Here is a 25,761-nt window from a genome sequence, read left to right as displayed (position 1 = left end):
TCGCCGCCCTGTCGGGAAGCGGGTGGGTTTGGCCGTCCTCGGGGGCGGATACTGGCGCCAACACGACTTTGCAGGAAATGCGCCATGTCAAACCCGCTTCGCCTCCCCGACACCTTCAACCGCCTCGCCTGGTCCAACCTGGCGGCGCAATCGGCCGAGCAGATCGCGCTGGCCGCGGCCCCGATCGTCGCCGTGCTCACGCTGGGTGTTGCGGAAGGCCAGACCGGCCTGCTCCAGACCGCCCTCACCCTGCCCTTCGTCCTGTTCGCCATTCCGGCCGGCCTGCTCGCCGACCGCATCTCCCGCCGCTCGCTGATGGCGGGTGCCGAAGCGCTGCGCGCGGTCGCGCTGGCGGCCATCGTGCTGCTGCTCACACTTGGCGCGCTCAATTTGCCGCTGCTGGCTCTGCTCGGCTTTGCCGCCGTATGCGGCACGGTCGTCTACAGCGTGGCGGCGCCGGCCCTGGTGCCCTCGCTGGTGAGCGCGGAGCTGTTGCCGTCGGCAAATGCCCGCATCGAGCTCGCCCGCACCATCGCCTTTGCAAGCGGGCCTGCGCTCGGCGGCGCGCTGGTCGGCTGGTGGGGTGCGAGCCCGGCCTTCGGCTTTGCCGCGGCGCTCTCGGCCATCGCCGTCGTGCTGCTCTCCGGCATCTACGAGCCCACCCGGACGCCCTCGCCGCGGCGCCATCCGTTCCAGGACATCCGCGAGGGCGCGGCCTTCGTGTTCCACCATCCGCTGCTGCGGCCGGTGTTCATCACCCAATTCATCTTCAATACCGGCTGGTTCCTCCAGATCGCCGTGTTCGTGCCCTATGCGGTGCGCCATCTCGGCCTGACGGCCGCAGGCGTCGGCACCGTGCTGACGATGTACGGCGTCGGCATGGTGATCGGCGCGCTGTTCGCCACGCGCGTGATGAAGCGCATCGCTTTCGGGACGGTGGTCGGCCTTGGCCCGGTCACGGGTTTCGTCGCTGCGGTGGTGATGGCGCTGACGGTGCTGGTCCCCTCGCCCTGGCTCGCGGCCTTGAGCTTCTTCCTGCTCGGCGTCGGGCCGATCCTGTGGGTGATTTCGACCACGACCCTGCGCCAATCCGTGACGCCGCCGCGCCTGCTCGGACGCGTCTCCGCCATCAACATCATGAGCTACGGCGCCCGCCCGCTCGGCTCGGCGCTGGGCGCGATCGTCGGCGGCTTGTGGAGCGCAGAGGCCTGCCTGTATCTCGCCGCCGCCGTGTTCGGCGTTCAGGCGCTGGTGATCTGGCTCTCTCCCGCCGTGGCGCTGGATCGGCAGCCGGCCATGGTGGGGGACGAAGTGCCGGCGCGGTGCTAGTCCGGTACGCAACCAGCGGCGATGGCCCGCGCCAATCGGGCAACCGCCGGCGCAATGGTCTGCTGCGGGTAGCCGCTAAAGCCCAGCATCAGCGCCGACTGCGCCGGCGCCTCGATATAGTGGCGGCTCATCGCGCGAACGGTGACGCCGTGGTCGCGAGCGGCCCGCTCGATCTTCACGTCGGAAAGTCCCCGTCGCGTGTAGGCAACCAGGTGCATGCCCTGGTCCGGCGGCTCGACCGACAAATGGTCGCCCAGGCGCCGCCTCAGTGCGGCAACGAGGGTATCGCGCTGGCGGCGGTACACTTCCCGCATTCTGCGGATGTGGGCTGCGAAATGCCCCTCTTCCATGAAGGCCGCAGCAACGGACTGGCAGAGGCTCGACGGTTGACGGTCGATCAGATAGCGCGCGGCAACGAAATTCCGCACCAGCGGGTGGGGTAGCACGGCGTAGCCAAGCCGCAGTCCGGGGAAGAGCGCCTTGTTGAGAGTTCCGACGTAAATGACACGGCCGGCCTCATCCAGGCCCTGAAGCGAAGCGAGGGGACGACCGCCGTAGCGGAATTCGCTGGCGTAATCGTCCTCGATGATCCAGGCGCCGGACTCGCGGGCCCAGGCGAGAAGTTCGAGGCGGCGCGCCATCGACAGGGGAACGCCTGTCGGAAACTGGTGCGAGGCCGTTATGAAAACTGCGCGCGCCTTCGGGGCGCGGCGGATCCCTTCCGTGACGTTGACGCCGTGCTGGTCAACCGGGATGGCGCAAACCTTCGCGCCTGACGCAGCGAGCGTAAGACGGGTCAGGGTATAGCCGGGGTCTTCGATCCAGACCTCCTTGTCCGGCCCGGGCATGACACGTGCGACGATGTCCACGGCTTGCTGCGTGCCGGCGGTGATCACGACCTGATCGACCTCGCAGCGCACGCCGCGTGCGGCCCGAAGATAGTCGCAAACCGACTTGCGCAGCTCCAGCAAGCCACGCGGATCGCCATAACCGAGATGATGTCGCTCAAACGATCGCAGCGTGCGCGCCGTGAGTTTGCGCCACAATTCGGCGCTACGTGCATCCAACAGCGTGCGACCCAGGTTGAAGGGACGCTCGTCATTCTGCGTCGTCACATCGACAAAATCGCCGAGGCCGTGAAAGGAGGCCGCGCCTGCCGCGGCCGGTGCCGCCCGCGTCTTGCGGCCATGAGGCGCGGCAAACGGTTCAGGCAGATCGGACGCAACGTAAGTCCCCGCCCCCTTCCTGCCGAAGGCATAACCTTCGGCCAGCAGCTGCTCGAAAGCCGAAACAACTGCGGTACGCGAGACGCCGAGCTGCGCCGCAAGGTCGCGCGTCGAGGGCAACTTGGCCGCCGGACGAAGCGCTCCGGACAGAATTGCCGATCGTAGTTCGAGGTAGATTTGGCGAAATACCGGCGCCTCCGCCGTACGGTCGACGCTGAAGGAATAGAGTTCTGCCCAGCTCTGCCTGCTCTTCACGGGTCCTCGTCCGACAGGGTGAGTCGCACGTCGAGAAGTGGTATGCCGCAATGGGACCAAGTGGACCTTTGCTCAAGACCACTATTTTTCTATCCTGTTTCGGATAACAAGGAAACCTGAAATGTCCGCTCATTCGGATGGCGGCGCGGAGCGTCTTGCACCATGAGTTCACCGCAAATCCGTCGCGAGGACCGCGCCATGTCGCAGGAGCGGATCCTGGAGATGCTGGCACGCGGATATGCTGGCCATCTTGCGACAGTCAGCGAGGACGGCTTTCCCTACTGTATCCCGCTCCTCTATCTCTGGCTCGACGGTGAGGTGTATCTGCACACGACAGCCGCCCGGGGACATCTGCGCGCAAACATCGAGCGAGATCCCCGCGTCTGCATCGAGATCGATGAGCACGAAGGTGTCTTCGACTATGGTCGGTTCGAATGCGATTCTGGTCTCGCCTATCGAAGCATATGCCTGTTCGGCCGTATCAGGGTCGTGGGCGACACGGGCATCAAGCAGCGGTTCTGCGAAACGTTGATGGCCAAATACGGCAAGCCGGATACGACGCGACCGAAGGGGTTCTTCCCGCGGCTCGACATCATCACCGTCTACGCCGTCGCCATTGAGCGCATGACCGGCAAGGAGACTTCGATGCCGCCGCTTTCCGAACAATGGCCCGCCAAGGATCGAACGAAAACGCCCAATGTCTCGGCCCCTGCGATCCGCCGCTAATTCGCCAGATACCGCTCGTAGCTCCCGGTCACCGGCTCGCTCGTATCGACCTCAGGATCGAGCGTGTAGAGGTCCTGCGCGCGGCCGATGCCGCGCAGCGCGTAGCGTCCGGTGGAGACGAGGTAGCGACGGCCGGTGGCGTCCAGGCCCTTGTAGAACTCGGCCGAGGCCAGCAGCTCGCGGTCGACCGAGCGGCTCATCGAGGCGATGCGACTGACCTCGTTGACGGTGGGGCCGACGACGGTGAAGTCGAGCCGGTCCGCGCTGCCGATATTGCCGTAAAAGACCTCGCCGACATGCAGGCCGATATAGGCCGACGTCGTGGGACGGCCATCGGCCTCCCGCCGCTTGTTCAGCGCAGCGACGTTCTTGCGGAACAGATGCTCGGCGCGTAGCGCAGCGCGCCGCGCGTCCGACATGTCCTCCCCCCAGAACATCGCGAGCACGCCATCGCCGATCAGCTTCAGGACGTCGCCGCCGGCATCGTGGATCGCGTCGATCACGGCCTGGGCATAGTCGTTGAGGAACGGGATGATCTCGTCGGGGCCGATGCTCTCGCTGATCCCGGTCGAGCCGCGCAAATCCGAATACCACAGCACGGCATTGATGCGCTCGGTGACGCCGCGTGTGATGCGCCCGCCCAGCACCTGCGCGGAGGCATCGCGGCCGAGATAGACGCGGCCGAGGGTTCGCGCGATGTCGACCTGCTGCGCCGACTTGATCGCGAGCCCCAGCACCGGCACGAGATCGCGCAGAGCTTCGAGCTCGGGTTCGGAGAAGCCGCTGTCGCGGCGCGTGGTCCAGCAGGAATAGAGGCAATCCATCAGGCCGAGCGCGCCGTTCTCGCCGAAGCGATGCACGAAGGCGAGATAGTGCTTGTGGCCTTTTTCCGCGAGCTCGCCGATCTGTGAGAAATCCATCGACGGCGCGTCGGCAAGGTCGATCACCCTCTCGTCCTCGCCGTGCTCGAGCATGTGGAAGAACACCGAGCGGCGCCAGCTCTTGGCGGCATCGCCTTCGGCGGTCGAACCATATTCGAACACATCACTCTCGTTGCTCTGCCGGTCGCTCCACCGGAAGCCGCGGCCCTCATAGATCGGATGCAGCGTGTCGATCACGACGAGCCCGCGCGAGAGTTCCAGCCCTTCGGCGCGGCAGCGCTCGCAGAAGCCGCGGAGCAGCTCGTTTTCGGGCAAGCCCGTCAGCCCTTGGCCCGTCAGCCAGTTCATCAGCGCGAGGCGCGAGGTCAATTGCATGCGCCATTATGGCGTGCATTCGTGACGAGCGAAAGGCCACGCGCGAACCGTGCGCAACCAAGGCTCCCGTCCGCAGCAGATCGAATATGCCGCGGACGCTGTTGACGCGCTCTCGCCGCGGGCCGCAAATGCAGCCGATGGCACCGCCGCAAACCGAGACCAGAATCGCACCGAGATGAGCCAGCGCCAGCTTCCAATCATCCTGGCGCTCGGCACCACGCAGACCCTGGCCTGGGCTTCCAGCTACTACCTGCCGGCGCTGCTCGCCGATCCCATGGCGCGCGACCTCGGCGTCTCCTCCAACTGGATCTTTGGCGCGTTCTCGGCCTCGCTCGTGATCTCGGCTATGCTCGGCCCTCGCATCGGGCGGCAGATCGATCTGTTCGGGGGCCGGCAGGTGCTGTCGGTCTCGAACCTGACGATGGCGGCCGGTCTCGTTCTGCTCGGCCTCTCGCAATCATTGGCGGTGATGGCGTTCGCCTGGCTCGTGCTCGGCATCGGCATGGCGATGGGGCTCTATGACGCCGCCTTCGCCGCGCTGAGCCGCATCTACGGCACCGAGGCGCGCAGGCCCATCACCGGCATCACGCTGATGGCAGGCTTCGCCTCCACCGTCGGCTGGCCCCTCACCGCCTGGGGCCTGTCCCATATCGGCTGGCGCGAGACCTGTTTCGCCTGGGCGGCCGCCAATCTCCTGATCGGCCTGCCCCTGAACTTCTTCATGCTGCCGGCCATCAAGGGCGCCAGGCAGGCTGCGGCGACGACCGAGAAGCCGCATCTGCCGCTCGACCGCACCATGGTGCTGCTCGCCTTCGTCTTCGCGGCGGTCTGGACCGTCACCGGCGCAATGGCCGTCCATTTCCCGCGCCTGCTGGAAGCCACGGGCGCGACGCATGTCGAGGCCATCGCCGCCGGCGCGCTGATCGGTCCCGCACAGGTGGCCGCGCGCATTCTCGAAGCGGGCTTTCTGAGCCGCTTCCATCCGCTGTGGTCGACGCGCCTTGCCTGCGTCACCCACCCGCTCGGCGCCGCAATCCTCGCCATCTTCGGCGCCCCCGCCGCAAGCGCGTTTGCACTGCTCCACGGCTCGGGCAACGGCATTCTCACGATCGCGCGCGGCACGCTGCCGCTGTCGATCTTCGGGCCGAAAGATTTCGGCTACCGTCTCGGCATCATCGGCGCGCCGGCACGGATGGCGCAGGCGGTGGCGCCGCTGGCCTTCGGCCTGCTCATCGACGTGATGGGCGCCAAGGTGCTGATCGTCTCCTCCGCGCTCAGCCTCTCGGCGCTGGCGGCGCTGTTCCTGATCCGCGCCGAACGGCGGCCGGATTGACCGCGCAGCCCCTTTCGCGCACAAGCGGGCCATGAGCGAAGACAACAGCCCGCCCCGCACCTTCAAAGGCCTGCTGCGCTGGGCAACCACGCCGCCGCAGGCCTGGGGCGTCTATCTCCTCGCCATCATCCTGGTCTGGCTGCTCTCGTTCTACGCCGGCACGCTCAAGCCGAAGAAGACACCGGACTCCAGCCCGCCCCCGGTCACGGCACCGCGCAACTAGGCCGGCTTCGCCTGGCTGGTCGCGATCCAGATGCCGGCGAACACAGCAACCAGCCCGATCAGAAGGTTTGCCGTGATCGGCTCGCCCACGAGCAGCGCCGCCAGCAAGGTCGCGGCAATCGGATTGACCGTCATGGTATTGGCAACGCGGGTCGGCGTCGCCCGCGCCAGCGCCATCACCCAGAGGATGAAGGCGAGCGCGCCGCCGCCGATGCCGAGATAGATGCCGGCGATCCACTGCCCCGTCGTGAAGTGACCGAGCGCCGCAAAGCTGCCCTTCACGAACCCCGCCAGCACCAGCACGGCGGCGCCCGCGCCCATGCCGACGGTGAGAAAACCCAATGCGCTTGAGCGCTGCATCAGCGGGCGCGACAGCACGTTGTAGAACGCCATGCAGAACACGGCACCGGTCATGATCAGTTCGCCGAGCCAGGCGCCGGGCGGGCTCTGGGCGAGCCCCGCTGCCAGCGCGGCTGTCACACCGAGCACGGCGATGCCAACGCCAATGACCTTGCGCGCCGTCAACCGCTCGACGCCGAGGATCGCACCGACCACCATGGTGTGGAGCGGCAGCGTCGCCAGCGCGAGACTGGCGCGCGCAGCGGTCGTGTAGGACACCGCGATATTGTAGAGGATGAAGAACAGGCCGAAGAAGCAGATGCCGAGCAGGGCCACCGCCGGCCAGTCGGGCCGCTGCGGCCAGCGCACGCCAAGCAGCAGCGCGCAAGGCAACAGGCAGAGAAAGCCGATCCCCCAGCGCAGGATCGCCAGCAGAACCGGATCGGCGCCACCGACGAGATAGCGGGTGATCGCCGCGGCCGTGCCGCCGAGGCTGCTCGACGCCAGCGCGATCGCAACCCCGGCCCACTCTCCCACGATCATCTCCTGTCGCGGAGCTTGCCCGGGCCGTAGCACGCTGCTGCTGCCAGCGTCATGGCAGCAACCTCGGCGCAAACGCTAGTCGTAAAACTCAGGCGCCATCTTCTGGCCGTCGCGCTGGGCCTTGTCGTGGTTGATCCAGAGCTGCGCCTTCTCCTTGTCGAGCGTATCGGCGATCTTCTGCATCGACGCCGCGCTCTGGTCCTTGTTGGCGTTCATGCTGGGGACGCGGCGGTTGTCCCAATTGTCCTTGAAGTGGACGGCGTCGCCCGACAGCACCACCGCACCGGTTTTCGGCAGTTTCACCAGCAGCGACTGGTGTCCCGGCGTGTGGCCGGGCGTCGACAGGATGGTCAGGCTGCCGTCGCCGAACACGTCCTTGTCACCCGCGAGCAACTCGACCGGATGCGAGGGCTTGAAGCGCGGTTCGTTGTTGGCGCCGGGCCAGTCATATTCGGCCTTCTGCACGTAGAGCGTGGCCTGCGGGAACAGCTCGACATTGCCGGTATGATCAGGATGCGTGTGCGACACCGCCATCGCCTTGACGTCATCCGGCTTGAGGCCGAGCTGTTCGAGCTGGGCGGCCAACGTCTTCGGCCGACGCCAGGTCACGGCCTTGGGATCGGTGGGGACAAGGCCATTCGGCATGGCGGCGACGGCATCGGCGATGCCGGTGTCCCACAGGAACCAGCCCTTGCTGCTGTGCTTGATGAGATAGCAGCTGTCGACGAAGTCCATCGACTTGCCCTCGTTCAGGCCGGGCGTCCAGCGCGAGATGTCCCCGGCGGTGCCCTCCCCGCAATTGAGGACGTAGAGCTTTTCGACGCCCGATTTCTCGGACTGCGCAACGGCCGCGTGGCCGGACAGAGCCAGCGCGGCAACGGCGAGAGCAAACTTGATCCTGGGCATCATCCTTGGTCCCTCTTGCAGAGCCGTGTATGGCTGCGACCGAGGATCAACCCCGGCCGCGCCGCCGAATTCCGTTTCGGCAGATCACATCAATGCGGGCAGGTCTCGACCTCGACCGTGACGTGGCTCAGGCCCTTCAGCCCGGCGAGCCGCTTCTTATAGACGGCCGGCTGCTTCGGCTTGTCCGACACCACCGAGACCAGCACGGCGCAATGGCCGGGGCCGACCTGCCAGAGATGCAAGTCGGTGACGCGGTCCTCGCCGACTTCCATCCGCGCGCGGATGGTGCGTTCGAGCTTCTCGTCGGCGCGCACGTCGAGCAGCACCGCGCCTGATGACTTGACCAGGCCGAACGCCCAGCTCGCGATCACGGCGCTGCCGATCAGGCCGACGGCCGGATCGGCCCAGACCCATCCCGAATACATCGCGACCACCAGCGCTGCGATCGCCAGCACCGAGGTCGCCGCATCCGCCATGACGTGGACATAGGCCGCGCGAAGATTGTTGTCGTGATGATGGCGGTGATGACCGTGGTCGTCGTGATCATCATGCGCATGCCCAAGGCCGTAGTCATGGCCGTGGTCATGGCCTTGATGATGATGATCATGGCTGTCGCGCAGCAACCACGCGCTGGCGAGGTTGACGCAGAGGCCGAGGGCGGCGACCGCGATGGCCTCGCCATAGACGATCGGCACCGGCGTGAACAGCCGCAGCACGCTCTCATAGGCGATCTCGACCGCGATCAGACCCAGGATGATCGCGCTGGAGAAGGCGGCGAGATCGCCGAACTTGCCCGTGCCGAAGGTGAAATGCGCATTCCCCAGGTGCCGGCGCGCGAAACGGTAGGCGAAAGCGGCAATGCCAAGCGCGGCCGCATGCGTGCCCATGTGCCAGCCGTCGGCCAAAAGCGCCATCGAGCCGAACAGCGAGCCGGCAACGATCTCGCCGACCATCATGACCAGGGTCAGGACGACCACGAGCCAGGTGCGCCGCTCGTTCTCGTCGTGCTTCTCGCCCAGAAAGGCGTGGTCATGGGTCCATTGCTCGGTCGAATGGGAATGCATCGAAAAGTCTCCGAAAGGTCCGGTCCGTTGACCCGCAATATAGACCTGCGGAATGTCCGGGCAAAATCAAGTCAACGAGCCGATTGACAGCCCGGCGCGGTTTCGTTGTAATGACGCTCATGGGGATTGAGCGATCTCCCCACGAGGCGACAAGCCCAAGTATCGCGTCCCGTTTGTCTTTACGAGGGCGCATCATGTCTTCCTACACAACGATATCTGCTGACAAATTGGCACGGCTGATCGGCACGGCGAACGCCCCTGCCCTGATCGACGTGCGCACGGACGAGGATTTCGCCGCCGACCGGCGGCTGATTCCCGGTTCGATCAAGCTCAGCCACGAGAATGTTCCGGACTGGGGCGGCGACTTCGCGGGCCGTTCCGCGATCGTCTCGTGCTTCCGGGGCGAAAAGCTCGCGCAGGGCACGGCGGCCTGGCTTCGCCAGCTCGGCGTGGCGGCCGAGACGCTGGAGGGGGGGTTCGAGGGCTGGAAGGCGGCAAAGCTGCCGCTGCTCGACACCCGCAAGCTGCCGCCACGCGACGCGAAGGGACGCACCGTCTGGGTGACGCGGGCCCGGCCGAAGGTCGATCGCATCGCCTGCCCCTGGCTGATCCGCCGCTTTGTCGATCCCAACGCGGTGTTCCTGTTCGTCGCGCCCTCTGAAGTGGTCGCCGTGGGCGAGCGTTTCAACGCGGCGCCGTTCGACATCGAGAACGTGTTCTGGAGTCACCGCGGCGAGCTCTGCACCTTCGACGTGATGATCGAGGAGTTCGGGATTGCAACACCGCCCCTGCTGCGGCTTGCCACGCTGGTCCGTGGCGCAGACACCGCGCGGCCCGACCTCGCGCCGGAAGCCCCCGGCCTGCTCGCGGCCTCGCTCGGGCTGTCGCGGATGTACGACGACGATCTCGAGCAGCTCGAAGCCGGCATGACGCTCTACGACGCCTTCTACCGCTGGTGCCGCGACGCTACGGCCGAGACCCACAACTGGCCGACCAACAAGGTGAAGGCGTGATGGACACCCGCGCCAATCCAACGGAAGCTGATGCCGGTCACGGCATCAGCTTCGGCGAAGCCTTCCGTGTCTGGCTCCGCGTCGCCTGCCTGAGCTTCGGCGGCCCCGCGGGCCAGATCGCGGTGATGCATCGCATCCTGGTCGAGGAGAAGAACTGGATCTCCGAAGGCCGATTCCTGCATGCGCTGAACTACTGCATGCTCTTGCCGGGACCGGAGGCGCAGCAGCTGGCCACCTATGTCGGCTGGCTGATGCATCGCACCGCCGGCGGGCTGATGGCGGGCGGGCTCTTCGTCCTGCCCGGCATCATCGCGATCATGGGCCTCAGCTACATCTACGCGGCTTTCGGCAATGTCAGCTTCGTCGAGGCGCTGTTCTTTGGGCTCAAGGCCGCCGTGCTCACCATCGTCCTCGAGGCTGTGGTGCGCGTCGGCAAGCGCGCGCTTAAGAACCGCATCATGATTGGGCTCGCCGCAATCGCCTTCGTCGCGATCTTCTTCTTCGCGGTCCCCTTCCCGATCATCATCATCGCCGCCGGCGTGATCGGATATGTCGGCGCGCGGGCCGGCCGTCCGGAGTTTGCCCCGGCGGCTCACGGTCCCGGCGGCAGCACCGCCGTGATCGACAGCATGCTCGGCGAAGCCGTTCCCGAGCATGTGCGCCCCAACACCGCGCGCGCGATCCGCGTCGGTGCGCTCTGGCTCGCGCTCTGGCTGGTGCCGGTGATCGCGCTGCTTTTGATTCTTGGTCAAGCCAGCGTGTTCAGCCAGATCGCGCTGTTCTTCTCGAAGATGGCGCTGGTCACGTTCGGCGGCGCTTATGCGGTGCTGGCATATGTTGCGCAACAGGCAGTCGAGCATTATCACTGGCTGAAGCCGCACGAGATGCTCGACGGTCTCGGCATGGCCGAGACCACGCCCGGCCCGTTGATCATGGTGCTTCAGTTCGTTGGCTTCATGGCCGCCTATCGCGATCCAAGCGGCCTGTCGCCGATGCTTGCAGCGACGCTTGGCGGATTGCTTGCGACCTGGGTCACGTTCACGCCCTGCTTCCTCTGGATCTTCGTCGGCGCCCCCTATATCGAGCGCCTGCGCGGTAACACGGGCCTCGCCGGTGCACTCAGCGCGATCACCGCCGCCGTCGTCGGCGTGATCCTTAACCTCTCGATCTGGTTCGCGCTGCACACGCTGTTCCGCGAGACCGTGCCGGTGCACGCCTTCCCGCTGTCCTTCGACAGGCCGGTGCTGACGAGCGTTGACGTCCCGGCGCTGCTGCTGTCGATCGCGGCCGCGACCGCGATCTTCCGCTTCAAGCTCGGCATGCTCACCGTGCTCGCCGGCAGCTGCGCCGTGGGTGTGGTGCTAAGGCTGGTGGGCCTGATCTAGGCCGCGGCAGCCGCACGACCGGGGTCGAACTCTCCGTCGCGCGGCTCGAGCAGGCGCGACGGTTGCTCCGCGCCCGGCTGCGCCGAGGGACGCTGCGCGGCATCGCAGGTGCCGCGCCACTGCTCGATCAGATCGAGATTCGAATTGGTGCGGAGCGAGTCCTCCAGCGCCGGCATCGCGCTGGCGCCATCGGCCCCCTGCAAAATCCGATCGAACTCCTCGGACCTTCCCTGGAGTCGCGCCTGCCACGAAGCCCACAGCAGCGAGCTCGCCGTGCGGATACCGTGCGTGCGTAGCTTTTCGCGTGCGCTGCCTCCTTCCTTCGGCTTGGGCTGCGGCCCAAGCTGCGTATAGAGGATGGCCTGGTCGGTCCAGTCGATGATCCGCTCCGGCGGAAGGCGCGTGTTGAGCAAGAGCTCGACGATGTCGGCAGTCGCCATATTCGGGACGTTCTCGATGTCCTCCTCCTCGAGCCTGACCTCGTGCCAGACGGTGAGACCATCGAGATCGCTGATCGGCAATTGCGAGACCATGCTCGGCAAGATGAGGCCCGCCGCCTTCTTGAACATCTGCTCCACGACCTGCCAGAGCACGCGCGGGAATACGCCGAAGACGAAGCCGGCGAGCAGAAGCAGATGGTCGTTCGCGCTAGACACAGCCGTGAAGGTCCAGATCCCGATGACGGCCAGAATGATGCGCAGCGACACCGCGACATAGGCGCTGCCACCGAGATCCTCCAGGACGTAGCGGCGAAACAGCATCTGGAGCGAGAAGAAATAGGCGCCGAGGAACGCGAGCTGGACCGGCGTGCCCGACGGCGTCAGCGCCTGCACGCCCGGACTCACGGTGAAGACAACGTCGGCCTGATACGGCGGCAGCGTGACAAACCAGCCGAGCGAAATCAGCACCGTGGCGAGCAAGACCGGGACCGTCGCAGTCGAGAGTGTCGTCACGCCGCCGGTATCCGCCCTTGAATATTTGCCGAGACGGCCGCTCAGCACATCCGCATAGACGTTCGGCGCAAGCTCGCCATAGATGGCTTCGAACTTCTGAAGATACCCCTGAACGCGACGTCCCCGGATCGCCGCATCCTCGTTCCGCACCTGGCGCAACAGCCCCAGACGATCGAGATTGACCAGGTATTCGTTCAGCAGGCTCGCCTTGCGCGTTCCGACGAAGAGATACCACATTGCGCCGGGCAGCAGGCACACCACGGCCAGGAACACGCCGCGCAGCACCGTGTACTGGTAGAATTTGCCGAGCGAGGCAACAATGGCCACGATCGACACCAGCACCAGCATGAAGAATATGAAGAGCCCCGCTCGTGTGGACGCCTTGCTCTCTCTCAGCCATCGCTGCCCGATCGGCATCAGCAAGATCGTCGGGATGACGACAGCGGCGAACACCACGATCGGGATGATCACCTGGCGTGAGTCCCAGATGAAATTGCGGAGCGGCTCCACGCTGAGGACCACGATGAAAACGCCGCCAAGAAATGGAATCACCTCGAAGAACGATTCCAGCCGTTTGGCGAATCCGGATGCGGGCGCCGGAGCTTCAGACTCTGCAAGGTCCGCCTGAGCCGACTCGTCGGCGGGCACGGGTTTTGGAGTGTCGCTCATTGCCAGACCTCCCTTCATTGCGGGAACAGCGTCTGAAAATGCGAACCGCCAGCGCTTATCGGGCATGGCGTAATTTGAGCCGAACTCCGGCCATGGTGCTGGGTCAGCCAGCACTGTCGAATGCTAGCACGACCCCGCTGTGACCGCTGTGAAGTGGTTCACCTTCGATGGCACCAGGTAAAATCAGCATCGACGTCAACGAGCCGTCATGCTCGCCGCGTGCATCGGATCCGAGCGTGACATTTGCGCCACGGCTCTACCCCAAATTGTGCACATCATGCGAATTGCACTTTCCCGAGCAGCGGCATTTCTGGCAGACATGTGCCAAGTTGTCGCAGGCGGGAATGGGGACTGACATGGGGCGTTTCGCGGTCGCTTGGGTGGGCGGGCTTTTGGCATTGGGATTTTCCAGCGCGGCCTTGGCGGCTGATCTGGCGGTGAAGGCACCTCCCCTCGCGCCTATCCCCTTCACCTGGACCGGTTGCTACGTCGGCGCACACGTCGGCGGTGTCGTCAGCGACGACCGGACCACCAACTCGCTTGGAAACTCTGTCTCCTTCAGTTCAACAGGCTTCGTTGGGGGCGGACAGGTCGGCTGCGACTATCAATTCGCGACCAGATGGGTCGTGGGTGCCGAAGGCCGTGCTGCCTGGAGCAGCCTCCGCAACTCGCACGCCGGCACCGTCAGAAACCTCGTGACCGGCGTCGTCGTCCCCAGCCAGTTCACGATGAGCAACGACTTCCTGGCTTCGGCCACCGCGCGGCTCGGCTACGCGTTCGCTGATCGCTGGCTGGTGTTCGTCCGGGGCGGCGGCGCCTGGACGCGTGAAAAGCTTGACGATGCCTTCACGCCCGCTGGTGGCGTCCCCGTCAATCCCAGCGGAGCCAGCACCCGAACCGGCTGGACCGCCGGCACCGGCGTCGACTGGGCGTTCGCGCCGCATTGGTCCGCGGTTTTCGAGTACGACTATTACGACTTCGGCGACCACAGCGCGTTGCTGAGCAATGGGGCCGGCACGACCGTCAACATCTTCAGCCTGAAGGATCGCATTCACGCCGTGACGGCAGGCGTGAACTATCACTTCTAGCGCTAACGCATCATCATCCGCGCAATCGCCTCGCCGATCACCACCGTCGTGAAGTGGGTATTGGCGCGGCAGTCGGACGGCATGATCGAGGCGTCGGCCACGCGCAGGCCGCTTATGCCCTTCACCGTGCCATCAGGGTTGACCACGCCGTCAGCGTCGTTAACGCCGCTCATGCGGCAACTGCCGGCGGCATGCTGGATGTCTCCGGTCTCGCGGCGCAGCAGCGCATCGAGCTCGTGATCCGGCAAGGCCGCAGCTTGCGGCAGCGTCAGATCGGTGTCGGTCAGCCTGATCCAATCGGCAATGCCTGAAAGCGCCGGCTGCGAGGTGATCACGGCCAGCCGTTTCACCGCGTCCATCATGCGCAGCATGTCGCGGGGATCGGCAAGCATGTTCTCCTCGACGATGGGATCGATCGCCGGATCGGTCGAGGCCAGCTTGAGCGTGCCGCGCGAATAGGCGTTGAACAGGCCGGCGCCGATCGCTCCAGGCACGCCGATGCCGCGGTGGTTGAACGCGATCAGGATCATGTCGCGCTTGCCGCCATCGGCGAGGCCGGAGGAATAGGTCACGCAGCAATTGGTGTGGCGGGTGTCCGGATCGGTCGGCCGCAGATTTTCGTGGAGCTGGACCGTGACGCGAAACAACGGGTGGTCGAAGAAGTGGCGGCCGACCGGCAGATCGCGCTCGACCGCGATCCCCATCGCCTTCAGCTCATCCGCCGGTCCGATGCCAGAACGCAGCAGGATCGCCGGACTGTGGATGGCGCCGGCGCAGAGCACGATCTGGCGCGCGCTGATCTCGTGGGTGCCCTGCCCTTCGAAGTGAACACGAAGGCCGGTCGCCCGGCCGTCGCTGATCAGCACGCGATCGACCAGCGCGTGCCCGCGAATCTCGAGATTGGCACGGCCGCGCGCCGGCTCGAGATAACCCTCGTTGGTCGTGATGCGGCGGCTGTCCCGGCTGTTGATGGGATAGCAGGCGACGCCCTCGCCATCAGGACCGTTGAGGTCGGCGCACCAGGGATAGCCGCTCGCCAGCGCCGCATCGCGGAGGCCGCGGTCGATCGGGCCCCACTTCTCGGGCGGAGCGCGATAGACCGGCAGCGGTCCGCCGCTTCCATGGCCCGGGGCGTCACCAAATTCCAAATCATCCTCGATCACCGAGAACAGCGGCATCACGTCCTTGGCCGACCAGCCGGTGCAGCCATTGGCTGCCCATTCGTCGAACGCGTCGGCGACGCCGCGGATGGCAATCTGGCCGTTCATCATCGATGAGCCGCCAAGCCCCTTGCCGCGCCAGTAGAAGCGCGGCTCCTGCCCGGCCACCCGGCGCGTCAGGAGATCAGGCCATTGCCATTTCTCCTGGTACTCACGCTTGTGGATGATCGGGATCGGATTTGGCGTCATCACCTCCCAGGGCGCCTCGTCGGCGCGCCAGTCCAGCCCCGCCTCGAGCAGCAGGACACGCCGTGCGGGATCCTCGGAAAGCCGTGCCGCAACAGCGGCGCCGGCGGAGCCGCCGCCGACAACAATGACATCGTACATCGCGTTACTTCTCAACGTTCCAGAACACCGGGATGGCGGACGGTATCAGACCGCGCAGCGTGGCGCGATAGGCCGCCGGCTGCGCGAACTGGCCCCACGGGATCGCGGGCGCCTGATCGTACATGACGCTCTGAATCTCGCCGGCGATCTTCTTGCGATCCTCCTCGGCAGGCGCCTTGGCGAAGGCCTCCATCAAGGGTGTGATGCGCGCATCGCATTGCCAGCCGGTGAAGTCGGCGCAGTTGAAGGCGACCATGACGTTGGTCAGCGGCGAGCCCAGATCAAAACCGCCGGCGTGGACGCCATAGACGCTCCAGCCCTCCCTCTTGGCGCGGCGCGCCAGCACGCTCGCCCAGTCCATCACCTGGAGATCGACGTTGAACCCGGCCTGCTTCAGCCGCTCAGCCAGCACCTGCGCCGAGACGCGCGGGGCTTCGAGGTCGTTGGCTTCCATGACGACCACGGGCTCGCCGGCATATTTGGTCGCCTTCAACGCGGCTTTCGCGGCTTCAATCGACGTCTTCGCGGCCGCTTCCGTGCCCGCCTTGCTCTCATAGGTGGTGCCGCAGGTGAAGAACGTCGCGCAGGGAGCGGCGTATTTGGCATCGAGCCCGAGCGCATCCAGCACCTCGCGCTGGTCGACCAGCTTCCACAGCACGCGGCGAATTTCCGGATCATCAAACGGCTTCGATGCGGCGTTGAGACGATAGGCGCCGGCGAACATGTTGCCGCCGGTGAAATTGACCAGCTTGACGCGGGAATTCTTTTCCAGCTGCGGCAACAGATCGAACGGCGCATATTGCATGAAGTCGACCTCCCCGGCCTGCAGCGCGGACGCGGCGGTCGCACCATCAGGGATGACGCGGATCTCGAGCGTGTCGATGCCGACGCGCTTGCCGCCGGCGAGGAAATCGGCGGGCTCGGGGCGCGGCACATAGTCGGCGAATTTCTTCAGGATCATACGATCGCCGGTGCGGTGATCGGCCTTGCTGTAGACGAACGGGCCGGAGCCAATGATCTCCGTGATGCGCTGGTCGCCGGGTGTTTTCGCGATGCGCTCGGGCATGATGAAGGCGACGGGGCTGACGGGATTGCCGAGCGCATCGATCACGAGGCCGGACGGCTCCTTCAGCGTCAGCACGAAGGTTTTCGCATCCGTCGGCTCGAGCGAGGCTGTGATCGCGAAGATCCGACGGCCGAGAGCGCTGCGGGTGCCCCAGCGGCGCAGCGACGCCATGCAATCGGCCGCCGTGACCGGCTGGCCGTCATGCCATTTCAGGCCGTCGCGCAGCGTGAACGTATAGGTCAATCCGTCGGATGAGACTTTCCAGTCCTGCACCATCTGCGGCTTGATGTCGCCCTTGGAGTCTTTCGCAAAGAGCGTGTCGAACACCATGTAGCCAAACGTGCGCGAAATGTAGGCCGTGGAAAAATGCGGATCGAGCGTGACGATCTCCGCCTCGAGCACTGCAACGAGATTGCCCGCCGCATGCGCGGGCGCCGCGACCAGCGCGAGGCCGAACAGCGCCGGAATAAAAGCCTTCAGTTTGAACATTGTGCCTTTTGCTTCTTCTTGAGAGTTCATTTGCAGGCAAAGAAAAAGCAATGTTCGTGCCCGATCGACGCAGGCACTTATGCGCTCACGCCTATCTGCCAAGCGTTTGCGCCACACTCGCTGTCATCGCCCGCGAATGCAGGCGATCCAGTATTCCGGAGAGGGGCGTGATGAAACCGAGAAGCCGCGGCGTACTGGATGCCCCGGTCAAGCCGGGGCATGACACCTGTGTTGTGGCGTCCCGGCTCTGCGCAGCAGCGTTTCACGCTGCAGCGCATCCGGGACACGAGCCTGCTTACCCGATCACCTTGCCGAACTTGTTCGACTTCGGGAAACCCTTCGGCGGCAGGCGGCCGGCATCCGCGCGGGTGCCTTGCCACTCCGCAAGCTCCTTCATGGTCGCGGAGAATTCGCGGCCAGCGGAGTCCTTCCAGGTCAGGCCCGCCTTGGCCTCGAACACGGCGACGTCGGACAGGCCGCCGTCCTTGTACTTCTGCAGGCGCACGCCGCGACCGCGGGCCATCTCCGGCACCTGGTCGAGCGGGAAGACCAGCATCTTGCGGTTCTCGCCGATGACCGCGACGGTGTCGCCGATCACCTCGGTGACCGTGCGCGCCTCGTTCGGCATGTCGACGTTGAGGACCTGCTTGCCTTTCTTGGTGGTGCCGACGCAATCGTCCTCGTTGACGACGAAACCCTGGCCCTCGTGGCTCGCGACCAGGAATTTACGCCCGCCCTTGTTGACGAACAGCGCGACGGGAGCGGCCTCCTGCTCGAGGTCGATGAACAGACGGATCGGCTCGCCATGGCCGCGACCGCCCGGAAGCTTCGCGACATCGAGCGAGTAGAATTTGCCGTTGGTGGCGAACAGCAAGAGCTTCGAGGTCGTCTCCGCGAAGAAGGCAAAACCGAGCTTGTCGTCTTGCTTGAAGGCGAGCCCCGAGAGATCCTCGACATGGCCCTTCATGGTGCGGATCCAGCCCTTGTCGGAGACCACGACCGTCACCGGCTCGCGCTCGACGAGGGCTTCTTCCATTGCGGCGAGGTCGTGCTCGGGCGCATCCGCAAAGGTGGTGCGGCGCTTGCCGAGCGGCGTCTTCGGTCCAAACATGTCGCGGACCTTGCCGACCTGCTCGCCGACCTTCTTCCACTGCTCCGGCTCCGAGGCGAGCACCGCGTTGATGCCCTTGAGCTCGGCGCGGAGGTTCTTTTCCTCGGTGCGGATCTCCATTTCCTCGAGCTTGCGCAAGCTACGCAGGCGCATGTTGAGGATGGCCTCGGCCTGCACCTCGGTAAGCTTGAACGCCTTGATCAGCGCCGGCTTCGGCTCGTCCACGGTGCGGATGATCCTGATCACCTCGTCGAGGTTCAAGTACGCGATCAACAAACCGCCCAGAACTTCGAGCCGGTTCTCGATCTGCGCCTTGCGGAAGTTGGTCCGGCGGATCAGGACGTCGCGCAGATGGTCGAGCCATTCGCGCAAGCACTCCGCGAGCCCGACGACCTTGGGGATGCGGCCCTTGATCAGCACGTTGAGGTTCAGCGGAATCTTGTTTTCGAGCTCGGTCAGCCGGAACAACGATTCCATCATCAGGGCGGGATCGACGTTCTTCGACTTCGGCTCGATCACGATGCGGACGTCTTCGGCCGACTCGTCCCTGATGTCGCCGACCAGCGGCAGCTTCTTCTGGTCCAGCAGCTCGGCGACCTTCTCGATCAGGCGCGACTTCTGCACCAGGAAGGGAATCTCGGTGACGACGACGACCCAGGTGCCTCGCGTACCCTCTTCCTGCTCCCATCGAGCGCGAACACGGAACGAGCCGCGACCGGTCGTATAGGCTTCAGCGATCGCCTGCTTGGAATCGACGCAGATGCCGCCGGTCGGGAAATCCGGGCCCTTGACCCACTTCAGCAGCGCCTTGGATTTCGCGTCGGGCTTCTCGATCAGGTGCAGCGCGGCGTCGCAGAGCTCGGCCGCGTTGTGCGGCGGGATCGAGGTCGCCATGCCGACCGCGATGCCTTGCGCGCCGTTGGCAAGCAGGTTCGGAAAGCCGCCGGGCAGCACGACCGGCTCTTTCGACTGGCCGTCGTAGTTGGGCCGGAACTCGACGCCGTCCTCGTCGATGCCCTCGAGCAGAAGCCGCGCCACGTCGGTCATGCGCGCTTCGGTGTAGCGATAGGCAGCCGGGTTATCGCCGTCGATATTGCCAAAATTGCCTTGGCCGTCGACCAGCGGGTAGCGCGAGGAGAAATCCTGCGCGAGGCGTACCATGGCGTCATAGATCGCCTGGTCGCCATGCGGATGGAACGAGCCCATCACGTCGCCGACGATCTTGGCGGATTTCTTGAACGCCGTGCCGGGGTCGAGCCGGAGCAAGCGCATGCCGTAGAGGATGCGCCGGTGCACCGGCTTCAGACCGTCGCGCGCATCCGGCAGCGCACGGTGCATGATGGTGGAGAGCGCATAGGCGAGATAGCGCTCTTCCAGCGCCTCACGCAGCGGCACCTCGTGAATTTCGGCCGGTTCCTCCGGCGGAATCAATCGTTTTCCCATGCCGCCCGGTTAAACCGTGGAAACGAATCGGGCAAGGATCGATTGGTTCCCTGTGGGCGGCTATTGCCCTGCCCAGCCGGCGGTCACTGGCTGCTGGGTCTTGGCTTGCGCGGTGACCGGCGCATTGGTCAGGCAACGCCGGGCGACTTCGATTTCGGCCTCCGTTGCCCCCTTGGACCGCGCCCAACTCTCTGCGGCCGCAGCGAAAAGTGGCTGCCATCTGTCGCCGTATTCCGCTCGCGCTGGAATTCGCCGCGGCTCAGACCGCGAATCTTGGGGTAGACACGGTCTTGCTTCGCAATTTCGCCACGTAATACCGGATCACGGTGCAGGATGCCCGGCGAAAGACACCCAGTTGCGGCTCGCCAGCCGCGGCGTCAGGCGCGAACGCAAGCAACGCCGCCGACACGGCGAATCCCTTGATCAACATTTTTGGCTGTCCCCGTTGTGGAACCCTGCGAGGGCCAATTCGACCAGGCGGATTTCGTTCCCGGGGAACTTCCATGTCTGGCGACAGGGCAGAAGCGCTCTCAGGTCATGGCGCCGGAATGGCCAAATTCGCCTGCTGCCGCGTCAGCGCATTGATGAAGCCGGCGCGCGCGTCGGAATGGCCTTGGCCGCGCGGCTCCAGCACATGGCGCAGCAGGAACAGGCCGGTGAGCCGGAAGCCGTCCTGGAGATCCTGGTCGGTGAGGTCGCTCGCGGCCTCGCCACGACGCAGGAACGGCGGCAGGCGCAACAGCCGGTCGCGCCATGGCTCGCCGGCCCCGCGCGACACCGCGCCGCCGGATTTCGGCGAAACATAGATCAGATCCGTGGTCTCGCCGGTCACCGCGCAGTTTTCCAGCGCCAGCCCAAAGCCGAGCTCGGCGAGCATCGCCAGCTCGAAATGGATGAGGTGCACCGCGGCACTGCCGATATCGTCGAAATCATCGAGTGAATGTTCGAGCATCGCAAAGATGTCTTCGTGCGGATCGCGCTCCGGAAGCAGCCGCGCAATCGAGGCGAGATGGGTGACGCCATAGACCCCGTGGGCGGATCCCAGCAGCGTCGCCGCGCGCAGCTTGAGGCCCTCAATCGCATAGGTGCCGAGATGCTCGTCGAGCCGCGCCCGCCACACCACACCGACGCTGTTGCCGGGCTGCAAGAGCGGCCGCATCCGCGAACCGGCGCCACCGCGCACGAGGCCGAGATGCCGGCCGTGCGCACGCGTCAGCAGCTCGACGATGGCGCTGCTCTCGCCATGCCGCCGCACGCCCAGCACGATGCCTTCGTCGGTCCATTCCATGGAACGGAGCTTATCGCATTTCAGGTGAGTGTAGGACGGGCAAAGCGAAGCGTGCCCACCAATTTGATCCGCAGCGCGATTATGGTGGGCACGGCGCGCAAGGGCGCGCCTTTGCCCACCCTACGGCATCGCGCAAGACGTTAGGCGTTGAACCAGCCCTGCGCGTCGCCGCTGAACGAGAAATACAGCCCCATCGCCGTCAACACGCAGGAGACGATCTCGATGACGCTGTCGAGCTCCAGGCCCTTCTCGCCGATGATCTGGCCGAGCGAGATCATGGACAGCACGAGGGCCGCCGCCAGCACCCAGCGCGGCCAGTTCTTGCGCCAACGCGCAGCCAACCAGACGAAATAGACCAGCAGCAGGATCATGCCGCCGGCGAGCATGGTCGCCATCATGATCATCTGCTCGGTCATCTCGGCATTGGGCGTGCGGTCCTGCACCGCGACCGACAGGGCATCCAGCATCAATGACGCATAGAGCAGCGCTTCGAAGCGCCGGACGTTGCTGGGTACGCTCATCGGTGACCGATCTTTTCTTGGTTATTCTTTGGGAAATTCCAGGCCCATCTCGCGATAGCGATCGGGATCGTCGCCCCAGTTTTCGCGCACCTTGACGAACAGGAACAGGTGCACCGGCACGCCCAGGATCTCGCCGATCTCCTTGCGCGAGTCCGCGCCGATCGACTTGATGGTGGCGCCGCCTGCGCCGAGCACGATCTTGCGCTGGCTCTCGCGCTCGACGAAGATCGTCTGCTCGATGCGCACCGACTTGTCCTTGCGCTCCTCCCACTTGTCGGTCTCGACCGTGGATTGGTAGGGCAACTCCTGGTGCAGCTTGCGATAGATCTTCTCGCGCGTGATCTCGGCCGCAAGCTGCCGCATCGGCGCGTCCGACATCTGGTCTTCGGGGTAGAGGAACGGGCCCGGCGGCACGATTTCGGCCAGCGTATGCCTGAGGTCGTCGACGCCGTCGCCCGAGATCGCCGCGATCATGAAGGTCTTTGCAAAGGCCATGCGCTCGTTGGCGGCCTGCGCCAGCGCCAGCAGCTTCTCGCGCTGGACCAGATCGACCTTGTTGATGACCAGGATCTTCTCGTGCTTGACGCTGGCGACCTTGGTGAGGATCGCCTCGGCCTCTTCATCAATCCCGGCCTTGGCGTCGAGCAGCACGCAGACGAAGTCGGCGTCGTGCGCCCCGCTCCAGGCCGTCGAGACCATGGCGCGGTCGAGCCTGCGCTTGGGCAGGAAGATGCCGGGCGTGTCGACCAGGATGATCTGCGCGTTGTCCTCGATGACGATGCCGCGGATCAGCGCGCGCGTGGTCTGCACCTTGCGCGAGACGATCGTGACCTTGGCCCCGACCAGCGCATTGACCAGCGTGGATTTTCCGACATTCGGCGCGCCGATCAGCGCAACGAAGCCGCAGCGCGTTGTGGAGGGCGCCTCGCCGCTTGCTTCAGCCGTCATTGCCGCCGCCAACACCTTCACGTTCGATCATCACTGAGGCCGCCACCTTCTCCGCTGCACGCTTGCTGCCACCGATGCCTTCGGCCGACGCCAATCCCGGCAGATCCACCGCGACGCGGAACTGCGGATCGTGATGCGGGCCGGTGCGCTCGACCTCGCGGTAGACAGGCGTCGGCAGCCCCTTCCCCTGCGCCCATTCCTGCAGCACGGTCTTGGGATCGCGCAAGGGACGCCGCGGCTTGTGCATCCGTTCGGTCCAGTTGCGCCTGACGAATTCCGCCGCCGCCGCATAGCCACCGTCGAGGAAGACGGCGCCGATCACGGCCTCGCAGATGTCGCCGAGCACGCTCTTGCGCAGGCGGGCATCGGCGCTCGGTCCGACCGAACCGAGCTTGACGTCGTCGAGCAGACCGAGCGACTTGGCAACGTCGGCGCAGCTCTCCTTGCGCACCAGTTCGGCAAGTCGCTTGGACAGCTCGCCCTCGTCGGCATTCGGGAAGGCGTGATACAGCATGTCGGAGACGACGAGCCCCAGCACGTGGTCGCCCAGGAATTCCAGCCGCTGATAGCTGTCGCCGCGCTTGCGCCCAGACTTCAGCGCCGAGACATGCGTGATCGCCTGCATCAGCAGATTCGGATCGGCAAAGCTGTGGCCGATGCGCGCCTCGAGCGCCGCGTTCGCATCCGAGGCCTTGGCCTTGCTGCTGCGCACCCGCTTCTTCTTTGCAGGCGTCTTGGTTTCAGGTGTCTTGGTTTCAGGCGTCTTGGTCGCAAGCGTCTTGGTCGCAGCTTCGCCGTCGGCGCCCGCCGCGGGCTCGGTCGATTGGATCGGGATGTCCTTGGCTTCGTCTTTCATCGGACGATTTTGAAGAAACGGTTCCAGCGCACCGCCCAAGGCCAGCGCCAGAACATCCAGGCATGCTCGCCTTCGGCGATGGAGAAGAAGATCATCTGGGCGCGGCCGATCAAATTCTCCTGCGGCACGTAGCCGACCTGGCCGAGGAAGCGGCTGTCGGTGGAGTTGTCACGGTTGTCGCCCATCATGAAGAAATGGCCCGGCGGCACGTTGTAGACGTTGGTGTTGTCCATGTAGCCGTTGTCGGCGCAGTCCAGCGTCTCATAGGACACGCCGTTCGGCAGCGTTTCCTTCCAGCGCTTCACCCGCGAGATGCCCCCGCCTTCGGAGCCGCAGGGATCCTCGCCGACAAATTCGCTCATCCGCTGCCGCTCGACCGGAGTGTCGTTGATGTAGAGCAACCCATCCTTCATCTGGATGCGGTCGCCGGGAAGGCCGATGACGCGCTTGATGTAATCGGTGGAGTCGTCCTTCGGCAGGCGGAACACGACGATGTCGCCGCGGTTCGGGTCCGAGCCCCAGATCCGCCCCGAGAACAGCGGCGGCGAGAACGGGATCGAGTAGTGGCTATAGCCGTAGGAATATTTCGAGACGAACAGATAGTCGCCGACCAGCAGCGTCGCCTTCATCGAGCCGGACGGAATGTTGAACGGCTGGAACAGGAACGTGCGGATCACGAGCGCGATCAGGAGAGCGTGGATCACGACGCGGATCGTTTCGCCGACGCCGCTTTCAGTTTTCGTTCCCGAAGTCACGCTCATTGCTCTCTCAATTCCGGCCGGCGGTCACAGAGCGCCCTCCTTCCGCGAACAGCCCATCGCTTCGCGGCCCAAGGAGATTGTCCTGATTCTGATAATGAGGGCCAATTCCGGCGTAAAGCCGAATTCGCCCAGCCTGATTTGCGTTCGCGGACTTTTAGACGGTTGTCGGGGGCCACGCAATCAAGGATCGCATCAAAACTGCATAAGACATTGATTTTTAATGTGAATTATAAAAACAGCCCGCCGACGGTCAGGGCTTGGCCAGCGGCACCGCGGAAATGATGACGAAGGCCTGCGCCAGCGGCCAGTCGTCGGTGATCGACAGGTCGATTTTCGCCTCGAACCCCTCGGGCGTCAGGGCCTGGAGCCGGGCCAGCGCCCCGCCCGTCAACTGCATGGTCGGCCGCCCTCCCGGCAGGTTGACCACCCCCATGTCGCGCCACCAGACACCGTTCCGGATGCCGGTACCTAGCGCCTTCGAGCAGGCCTCCTTGGCCGCGAAGCGCTTGGCGTAGGTTGCAACCACCATCTTCTCGCTCTTGGCGCGCCGCTCCGCCTTGGCCCGCTCGGCCGCGGTGAAGATGCGGTCGAGGAAACGCTCGCCATGGCGCTCGATCACCTTGCCGACGCGGGTGATGTCGATCAGGTCGGAGCCGATGCCGATGATCATGCCCGGCTCCGGCCGCGGTCCATCGCCGCGCGCATGCTGCGCACCGTCTCGGCGAGCCCGACGAACAGCGCCTCGCCGATCATGTAGTAGCCGATGTTGAGCTCCATGATCTCCGGCAGCGCCGCGATCGTCTCCGCCGTCGCATAGTCGAGCCCATGGCCCGCATGAACCTCGAGCCCCGCTTCCTTGGCCAGCTTCACCCCTGCCACGATCCGCTGCCATTCCGCCTCGGCCTTCCCGGTGTGGCCGTCGACGACGGCGTCGCACCAGGCCCCCGTGTGGATCTCGATCACGGGCGCACGCAGCCGCGCCGCCATCTCGATCTGCGCGGGATCGGCGGCGATGAACAGCGAGACCCGGATGCCCGCATCGTTCAGCCGTGCGATGTAGGGCGCGAGCGCATTGTGCTGGCCGACCACGTCGAGGCCGCCTTCGGTCGTCACCTCCTGGCGGCGCTCCGGCACGAGGCACACCGCGTGCGGCTTGGTCGCAAGCGAGATCCGCATCATGTCGTCGGTCGCCGCCATCTCGAAATTGAGCGGCCTGGAGATCTCGGCCTTCAGCCGCGCCATGTCCTCGTCGCGGATGTGGCGGCGATCCTCGCGCAGATGCGCGGTGATGCCGTCGGCGCCGGCCTCGATCGCCAGCAGCGCGGCGCGCACCGGATCGGGATGGCGGCCGCCGCGCGCGTTACGCACGGTTGCGACGTGGTCGATATTGACGCCGAGGCGGAGCGGAGAAGCGGACATTTCAG

At 65.4% G+C, this 25,761-nt stretch carries 23 protein-coding genes; 7 read left to right on the top strand and 16 right to left on the bottom strand.

The features are described from left to right. The first annotated feature begins 84 nt into the window (after positions 1-84). Positions 85-1,329 (top strand): MFS transporter, encoded by a 1,245-nt coding sequence (locus AB7G19_RS18850; RefSeq protein ID WP_135215699.1) that lies wholly within the window; start codon positions 85-87, stop codon positions 1,327-1,329. Here AB7G19_RS18850 and pdxR read toward each other — a convergent pair. After that, a complete protein-coding gene (gene pdxR, locus AB7G19_RS18845; protein WP_354114337.1) occupies positions 1,326-2,810 on the bottom strand; it encodes a MocR-like pyridoxine biosynthesis transcription factor PdxR in 1,485 nt (494 codons plus the stop codon). The genes AB7G19_RS18850 and pdxR overlap by 4 nt on opposite strands. A gap of 162 nt (positions 2,811-2,972) precedes the next feature. Between pdxR and AB7G19_RS18840 the strand changes: the two genes are divergently transcribed. After that, positions 2,973-3,536 (top strand): pyridoxamine 5'-phosphate oxidase family protein, encoded by a 564-nt coding sequence (locus AB7G19_RS18840; protein ID WP_063982847.1) that lies wholly within the window; start codon positions 2,973-2,975, stop codon positions 3,534-3,536. Here the strand turns inward: AB7G19_RS18840 and AB7G19_RS18835 are convergent. Then, on the bottom strand, positions 3,533-4,792 hold the full coding sequence (locus AB7G19_RS18835; protein WP_071913209.1) for an adenylate/guanylate cyclase domain-containing protein: 1,260 nt from the start codon (positions 4,790-4,792) through the stop codon (positions 3,533-3,535). The genes AB7G19_RS18840 and AB7G19_RS18835 overlap by 4 nt on opposite strands. A 175-nt stretch (positions 4,793-4,967) precedes the next feature. Here AB7G19_RS18835 and AB7G19_RS18830 point away from each other — a divergent pair, with 175 nt between their 5' ends. Both AB7G19_RS18830 and AB7G19_RS18825 read left to right on the top strand, forming a co-directional pair. After that, positions 4,968-6,125, top strand: coding sequence for an MFS transporter (locus AB7G19_RS18830; RefSeq protein WP_354114362.1), 1,158 nt, complete (start codon positions 4,968-4,970; stop codon positions 6,123-6,125). Positions 6,126-6,156: 31 nt separating this feature from the next. Continuing rightward, the gene (locus tag AB7G19_RS18825; protein ID WP_354114338.1) at positions 6,157-6,348 is read left to right on the top strand and encodes a hypothetical protein; all 192 of its coding nucleotides are present in this window, start codon (positions 6,157-6,159) and stop codon (positions 6,346-6,348) included. Here the strand turns inward: AB7G19_RS18825 and AB7G19_RS18820 are convergent. From AB7G19_RS18820 to dmeF, 3 genes are all read right to left on the bottom strand, one after another. Further along, positions 6,345-7,223: a DMT family transporter gene (locus tag AB7G19_RS18820; protein WP_354114339.1), complete on the bottom strand. Its 879-nt coding sequence runs from the start codon at positions 7,221-7,223 to the stop codon at positions 6,345-6,347. The two genes, AB7G19_RS18825 and AB7G19_RS18820, sit on opposite strands and share 4 nt — an antisense overlap. Before the next feature lie 81 nt (positions 7,224-7,304). After that, positions 7,305-8,138: an N-acyl homoserine lactonase family protein gene (locus AB7G19_RS18815; protein WP_354114340.1), complete on the bottom strand. Its 834-nt coding sequence runs from the start codon at positions 8,136-8,138 to the stop codon at positions 7,305-7,307. Between the two features lie 86 nt (positions 8,139-8,224). Continuing rightward, complete coding sequence (gene dmeF, locus AB7G19_RS18810; RefSeq protein WP_354114341.1) at positions 8,225-9,199, bottom strand: CDF family Co(II)/Ni(II) efflux transporter DmeF; 975 nt, start codon at positions 9,197-9,199, stop codon at positions 8,225-8,227. Between the two features lie 194 nt (positions 9,200-9,393). Between dmeF and AB7G19_RS18805 the strand changes: the two genes are divergently transcribed. Next, positions 9,394-10,212, top strand: a complete 819-nt coding sequence (locus AB7G19_RS18805) for a chromate resistance protein ChrB domain-containing protein (protein WP_354114342.1) — start codon at positions 9,394-9,396, stop codon at positions 10,210-10,212. Further along, positions 10,212-11,597, top strand: coding sequence for a chromate efflux transporter (gene chrA, locus AB7G19_RS18800; protein ID WP_283016759.1), 1,386 nt, complete (start codon positions 10,212-10,214; stop codon positions 11,595-11,597). The genes AB7G19_RS18805 and chrA overlap by 1 nt, the downstream gene beginning before the upstream one ends. On the opposite strand, the gene AB7G19_RS18795 is transcribed toward chrA, so the two are convergent. Then, positions 11,594-13,219, bottom strand: a complete 1,626-nt coding sequence (locus AB7G19_RS18795; RefSeq protein WP_283016760.1) for a hypothetical protein — start codon at positions 13,217-13,219, stop codon at positions 11,594-11,596. The two genes, chrA and AB7G19_RS18795, sit on opposite strands and share 4 nt — an antisense overlap. 356 nt (positions 13,220-13,575) lie before the next feature. Here AB7G19_RS18795 and AB7G19_RS18790 point away from each other — a divergent pair, with 356 nt between their 5' ends. Beyond that, a complete protein-coding gene (locus AB7G19_RS18790) occupies positions 13,576-14,307 on the top strand; it encodes an outer membrane protein (protein WP_283016761.1) in 732 nt (243 codons plus the stop codon). 2 nt (positions 14,308-14,309) lie between these two features. Here the strand turns inward: AB7G19_RS18790 and AB7G19_RS18785 are convergent, their stop codons facing one another. The 10 genes from AB7G19_RS18785 to AB7G19_RS18740 all read right to left on the bottom strand — a co-directional run bounded on the left by AB7G19_RS18785 (position 14,310) and on the right by AB7G19_RS18740 (position 25,756). Continuing rightward, positions 14,310-15,854, bottom strand: coding sequence for a GMC family oxidoreductase (locus tag AB7G19_RS18785; RefSeq protein WP_283016762.1), 1,545 nt, complete (start codon positions 15,852-15,854; stop codon positions 14,310-14,312). A 4-nt stretch (positions 15,855-15,858) separates the two neighbouring features. Then, positions 15,859-17,409, bottom strand: a complete 1,551-nt coding sequence (locus tag AB7G19_RS18780; protein ID WP_283016763.1) for an ABC transporter substrate-binding protein — start codon at positions 17,407-17,409, stop codon at positions 15,859-15,861. 295 nt (positions 17,410-17,704) lie between these two features. Further along, positions 17,705-19,963 carry a DNA topoisomerase IV subunit A gene (parC, locus tag AB7G19_RS18775; RefSeq protein ID WP_283016765.1) on the bottom strand — a complete coding sequence of 753 codons (2,259 nt, stop codon included), beginning with the start codon at positions 19,961-19,963 and terminating at the stop codon, positions 17,705-17,707. 535 nt (positions 19,964-20,498) lie between these two features. Continuing rightward, entirely contained in the window at positions 20,499-21,251 is a 753-nt protein-coding gene (recO, locus tag AB7G19_RS18770; protein ID WP_283016767.1) for a DNA repair protein RecO, read from the bottom strand. Positions 21,252-21,391: 140 nt separating this feature from the next. Further along, positions 21,392-21,772 carry a hypothetical protein gene (locus AB7G19_RS18765; RefSeq protein ID WP_354114343.1) on the bottom strand — a complete coding sequence of 127 codons (381 nt, stop codon included), beginning with the start codon at positions 21,770-21,772 and terminating at the stop codon, positions 21,392-21,394. Positions 21,773-21,793: 21 nt separating this feature from the next. Next, the gene (gene era / locus AB7G19_RS18760; protein WP_283016768.1) at positions 21,794-22,720 is read right to left on the bottom strand and encodes a GTPase Era; all 927 of its coding nucleotides are present in this window, start codon (positions 22,718-22,720) and stop codon (positions 21,794-21,796) included. Next, positions 22,710-23,576 carry a ribonuclease III gene (rnc, locus tag AB7G19_RS18755; RefSeq protein WP_166097080.1) on the bottom strand — a complete coding sequence of 289 codons (867 nt, stop codon included), beginning with the start codon at positions 23,574-23,576 and terminating at the stop codon, positions 22,710-22,712. The genes era and rnc overlap by 11 nt, the downstream gene beginning before the upstream one ends. Further along, positions 23,573-24,337, bottom strand: a complete 765-nt coding sequence (lepB, locus tag AB7G19_RS18750; protein ID WP_014494746.1) for a signal peptidase I — start codon at positions 24,335-24,337, stop codon at positions 23,573-23,575. Before lepB ends, rnc begins: the two co-directional genes overlap by 4 nt. Positions 24,338-24,587: 250 nt before the next feature. Continuing rightward, positions 24,588-25,007 carry a holo-ACP synthase gene (gene acpS / locus AB7G19_RS18745; RefSeq protein ID WP_014494745.1) on the bottom strand — a complete coding sequence of 140 codons (420 nt, stop codon included), beginning with the start codon at positions 25,005-25,007 and terminating at the stop codon, positions 24,588-24,590. Beyond that, on the bottom strand, positions 25,004-25,756 hold the full coding sequence (locus tag AB7G19_RS18740) for a pyridoxine 5'-phosphate synthase (protein ID WP_283016769.1): 753 nt from the start codon (positions 25,754-25,756) through the stop codon (positions 25,004-25,006). Before AB7G19_RS18740 ends, acpS begins: the two co-directional genes overlap by 4 nt. Positions 25,757-25,761 lie beyond the last annotated feature (5 nt).

Origin of the sequence: Bradyrhizobium sp. 215_C5_N1_1, assembly GCF_052075935.1 — a bacterium.
GTDB classification, from domain to species: Bacteria; Pseudomonadota; Alphaproteobacteria; order Rhizobiales; family Xanthobacteraceae; genus Bradyrhizobium; species Bradyrhizobium barranii.
Note: the sequence above shows the minus strand (reverse complement) of the source record. Positions and strands in the feature narration are given on the sequence as shown.

Coding starts and splice junctions, on each gene's coding strand:
- AB7G19_RS18785 (WP_283016762.1), bottom strand. CDS start 15,854: ATGTACGATGTCATTGTTGTCGGCGGCGGCTCCGCCGGCGCCGCTGTT.
- recO (WP_283016767.1), bottom strand. CDS start 21,251: ATGGAATGGACCGACGAAGGCATCGTGCTGGGCGTGCGGCGGCATGGC.
- AB7G19_RS18790 (WP_283016761.1), top strand. CDS start 13,576: ATGGGGCGTTTCGCGGTCGCTTGGGTGGGCGGGCTTTTGGCATTGGGA.
- lepB (WP_014494746.1), bottom strand. CDS start 24,337: ATGAGCGTGACTTCGGGAACGAAAACTGAAAGCGGCGTCGGCGAAACG.
- AB7G19_RS18740 (WP_283016769.1), bottom strand. CDS start 25,756: ATGTCCGCTTCTCCGCTCCGCCTCGGCGTCAATATCGACCACGTCGCA.
- dmeF (WP_354114341.1), bottom strand. CDS start 9,199: ATGCATTCCCATTCGACCGAGCAATGGACCCATGACCACGCCTTTCTG.
- AB7G19_RS18780 (WP_283016763.1), bottom strand. CDS start 17,409: ATGTTCAAACTGAAGGCTTTTATTCCGGCGCTGTTCGGCCTCGCGCTG.
- AB7G19_RS18765 (WP_354114343.1), bottom strand. CDS start 21,772: ATGAGCGTACCCAGCAACGTCCGGCGCTTCGAAGCGCTGCTCTATGCG.
- parC (WP_283016765.1), bottom strand. CDS start 19,963: ATGGGAAAACGATTGATTCCGCCGGAGGAACCGGCCGAAATTCACGAG.
- AB7G19_RS18805 (WP_354114342.1), top strand. CDS start 9,394: ATGTCTTCCTACACAACGATATCTGCTGACAAATTGGCACGGCTGATC.
- acpS (WP_014494745.1), bottom strand. CDS start 25,007: ATGATCATCGGCATCGGCTCCGACCTGATCGACATCACCCGCGTCGGC.
- AB7G19_RS18850 (WP_135215699.1), top strand. CDS start 85: ATGTCAAACCCGCTTCGCCTCCCCGACACCTTCAACCGCCTCGCCTGG.
- rnc (WP_166097080.1), bottom strand. CDS start 23,576: ATGAAAGACGAAGCCAAGGACATCCCGATCCAATCGACCGAGCCCGCG.
- AB7G19_RS18835 (WP_071913209.1), bottom strand. CDS start 4,792: ATGCAATTGACCTCGCGCCTCGCGCTGATGAACTGGCTGACGGGCCAA.
- chrA (WP_283016759.1), top strand. CDS start 10,212: ATGGACACCCGCGCCAATCCAACGGAAGCTGATGCCGGTCACGGCATC.
- AB7G19_RS18815 (WP_354114340.1), bottom strand. CDS start 8,138: ATGATGCCCAGGATCAAGTTTGCTCTCGCCGTTGCCGCGCTGGCTCTG.
- AB7G19_RS18840 (WP_063982847.1), top strand. CDS start 2,973: ATGAGTTCACCGCAAATCCGTCGCGAGGACCGCGCCATGTCGCAGGAG.
- AB7G19_RS18825 (WP_354114338.1), top strand. CDS start 6,157: ATGAGCGAAGACAACAGCCCGCCCCGCACCTTCAAAGGCCTGCTGCGC.
- AB7G19_RS18795 (WP_283016760.1), bottom strand. CDS start 13,219: ATGAGCGACACTCCAAAACCCGTGCCCGCCGACGAGTCGGCTCAGGCG.
- AB7G19_RS18830 (WP_354114362.1), top strand. CDS start 4,968: ATGAGCCAGCGCCAGCTTCCAATCATCCTGGCGCTCGGCACCACGCAG.
- era (WP_283016768.1), bottom strand. CDS start 22,720: ATGACGGCTGAAGCAAGCGGCGAGGCGCCCTCCACAACGCGCTGCGGC.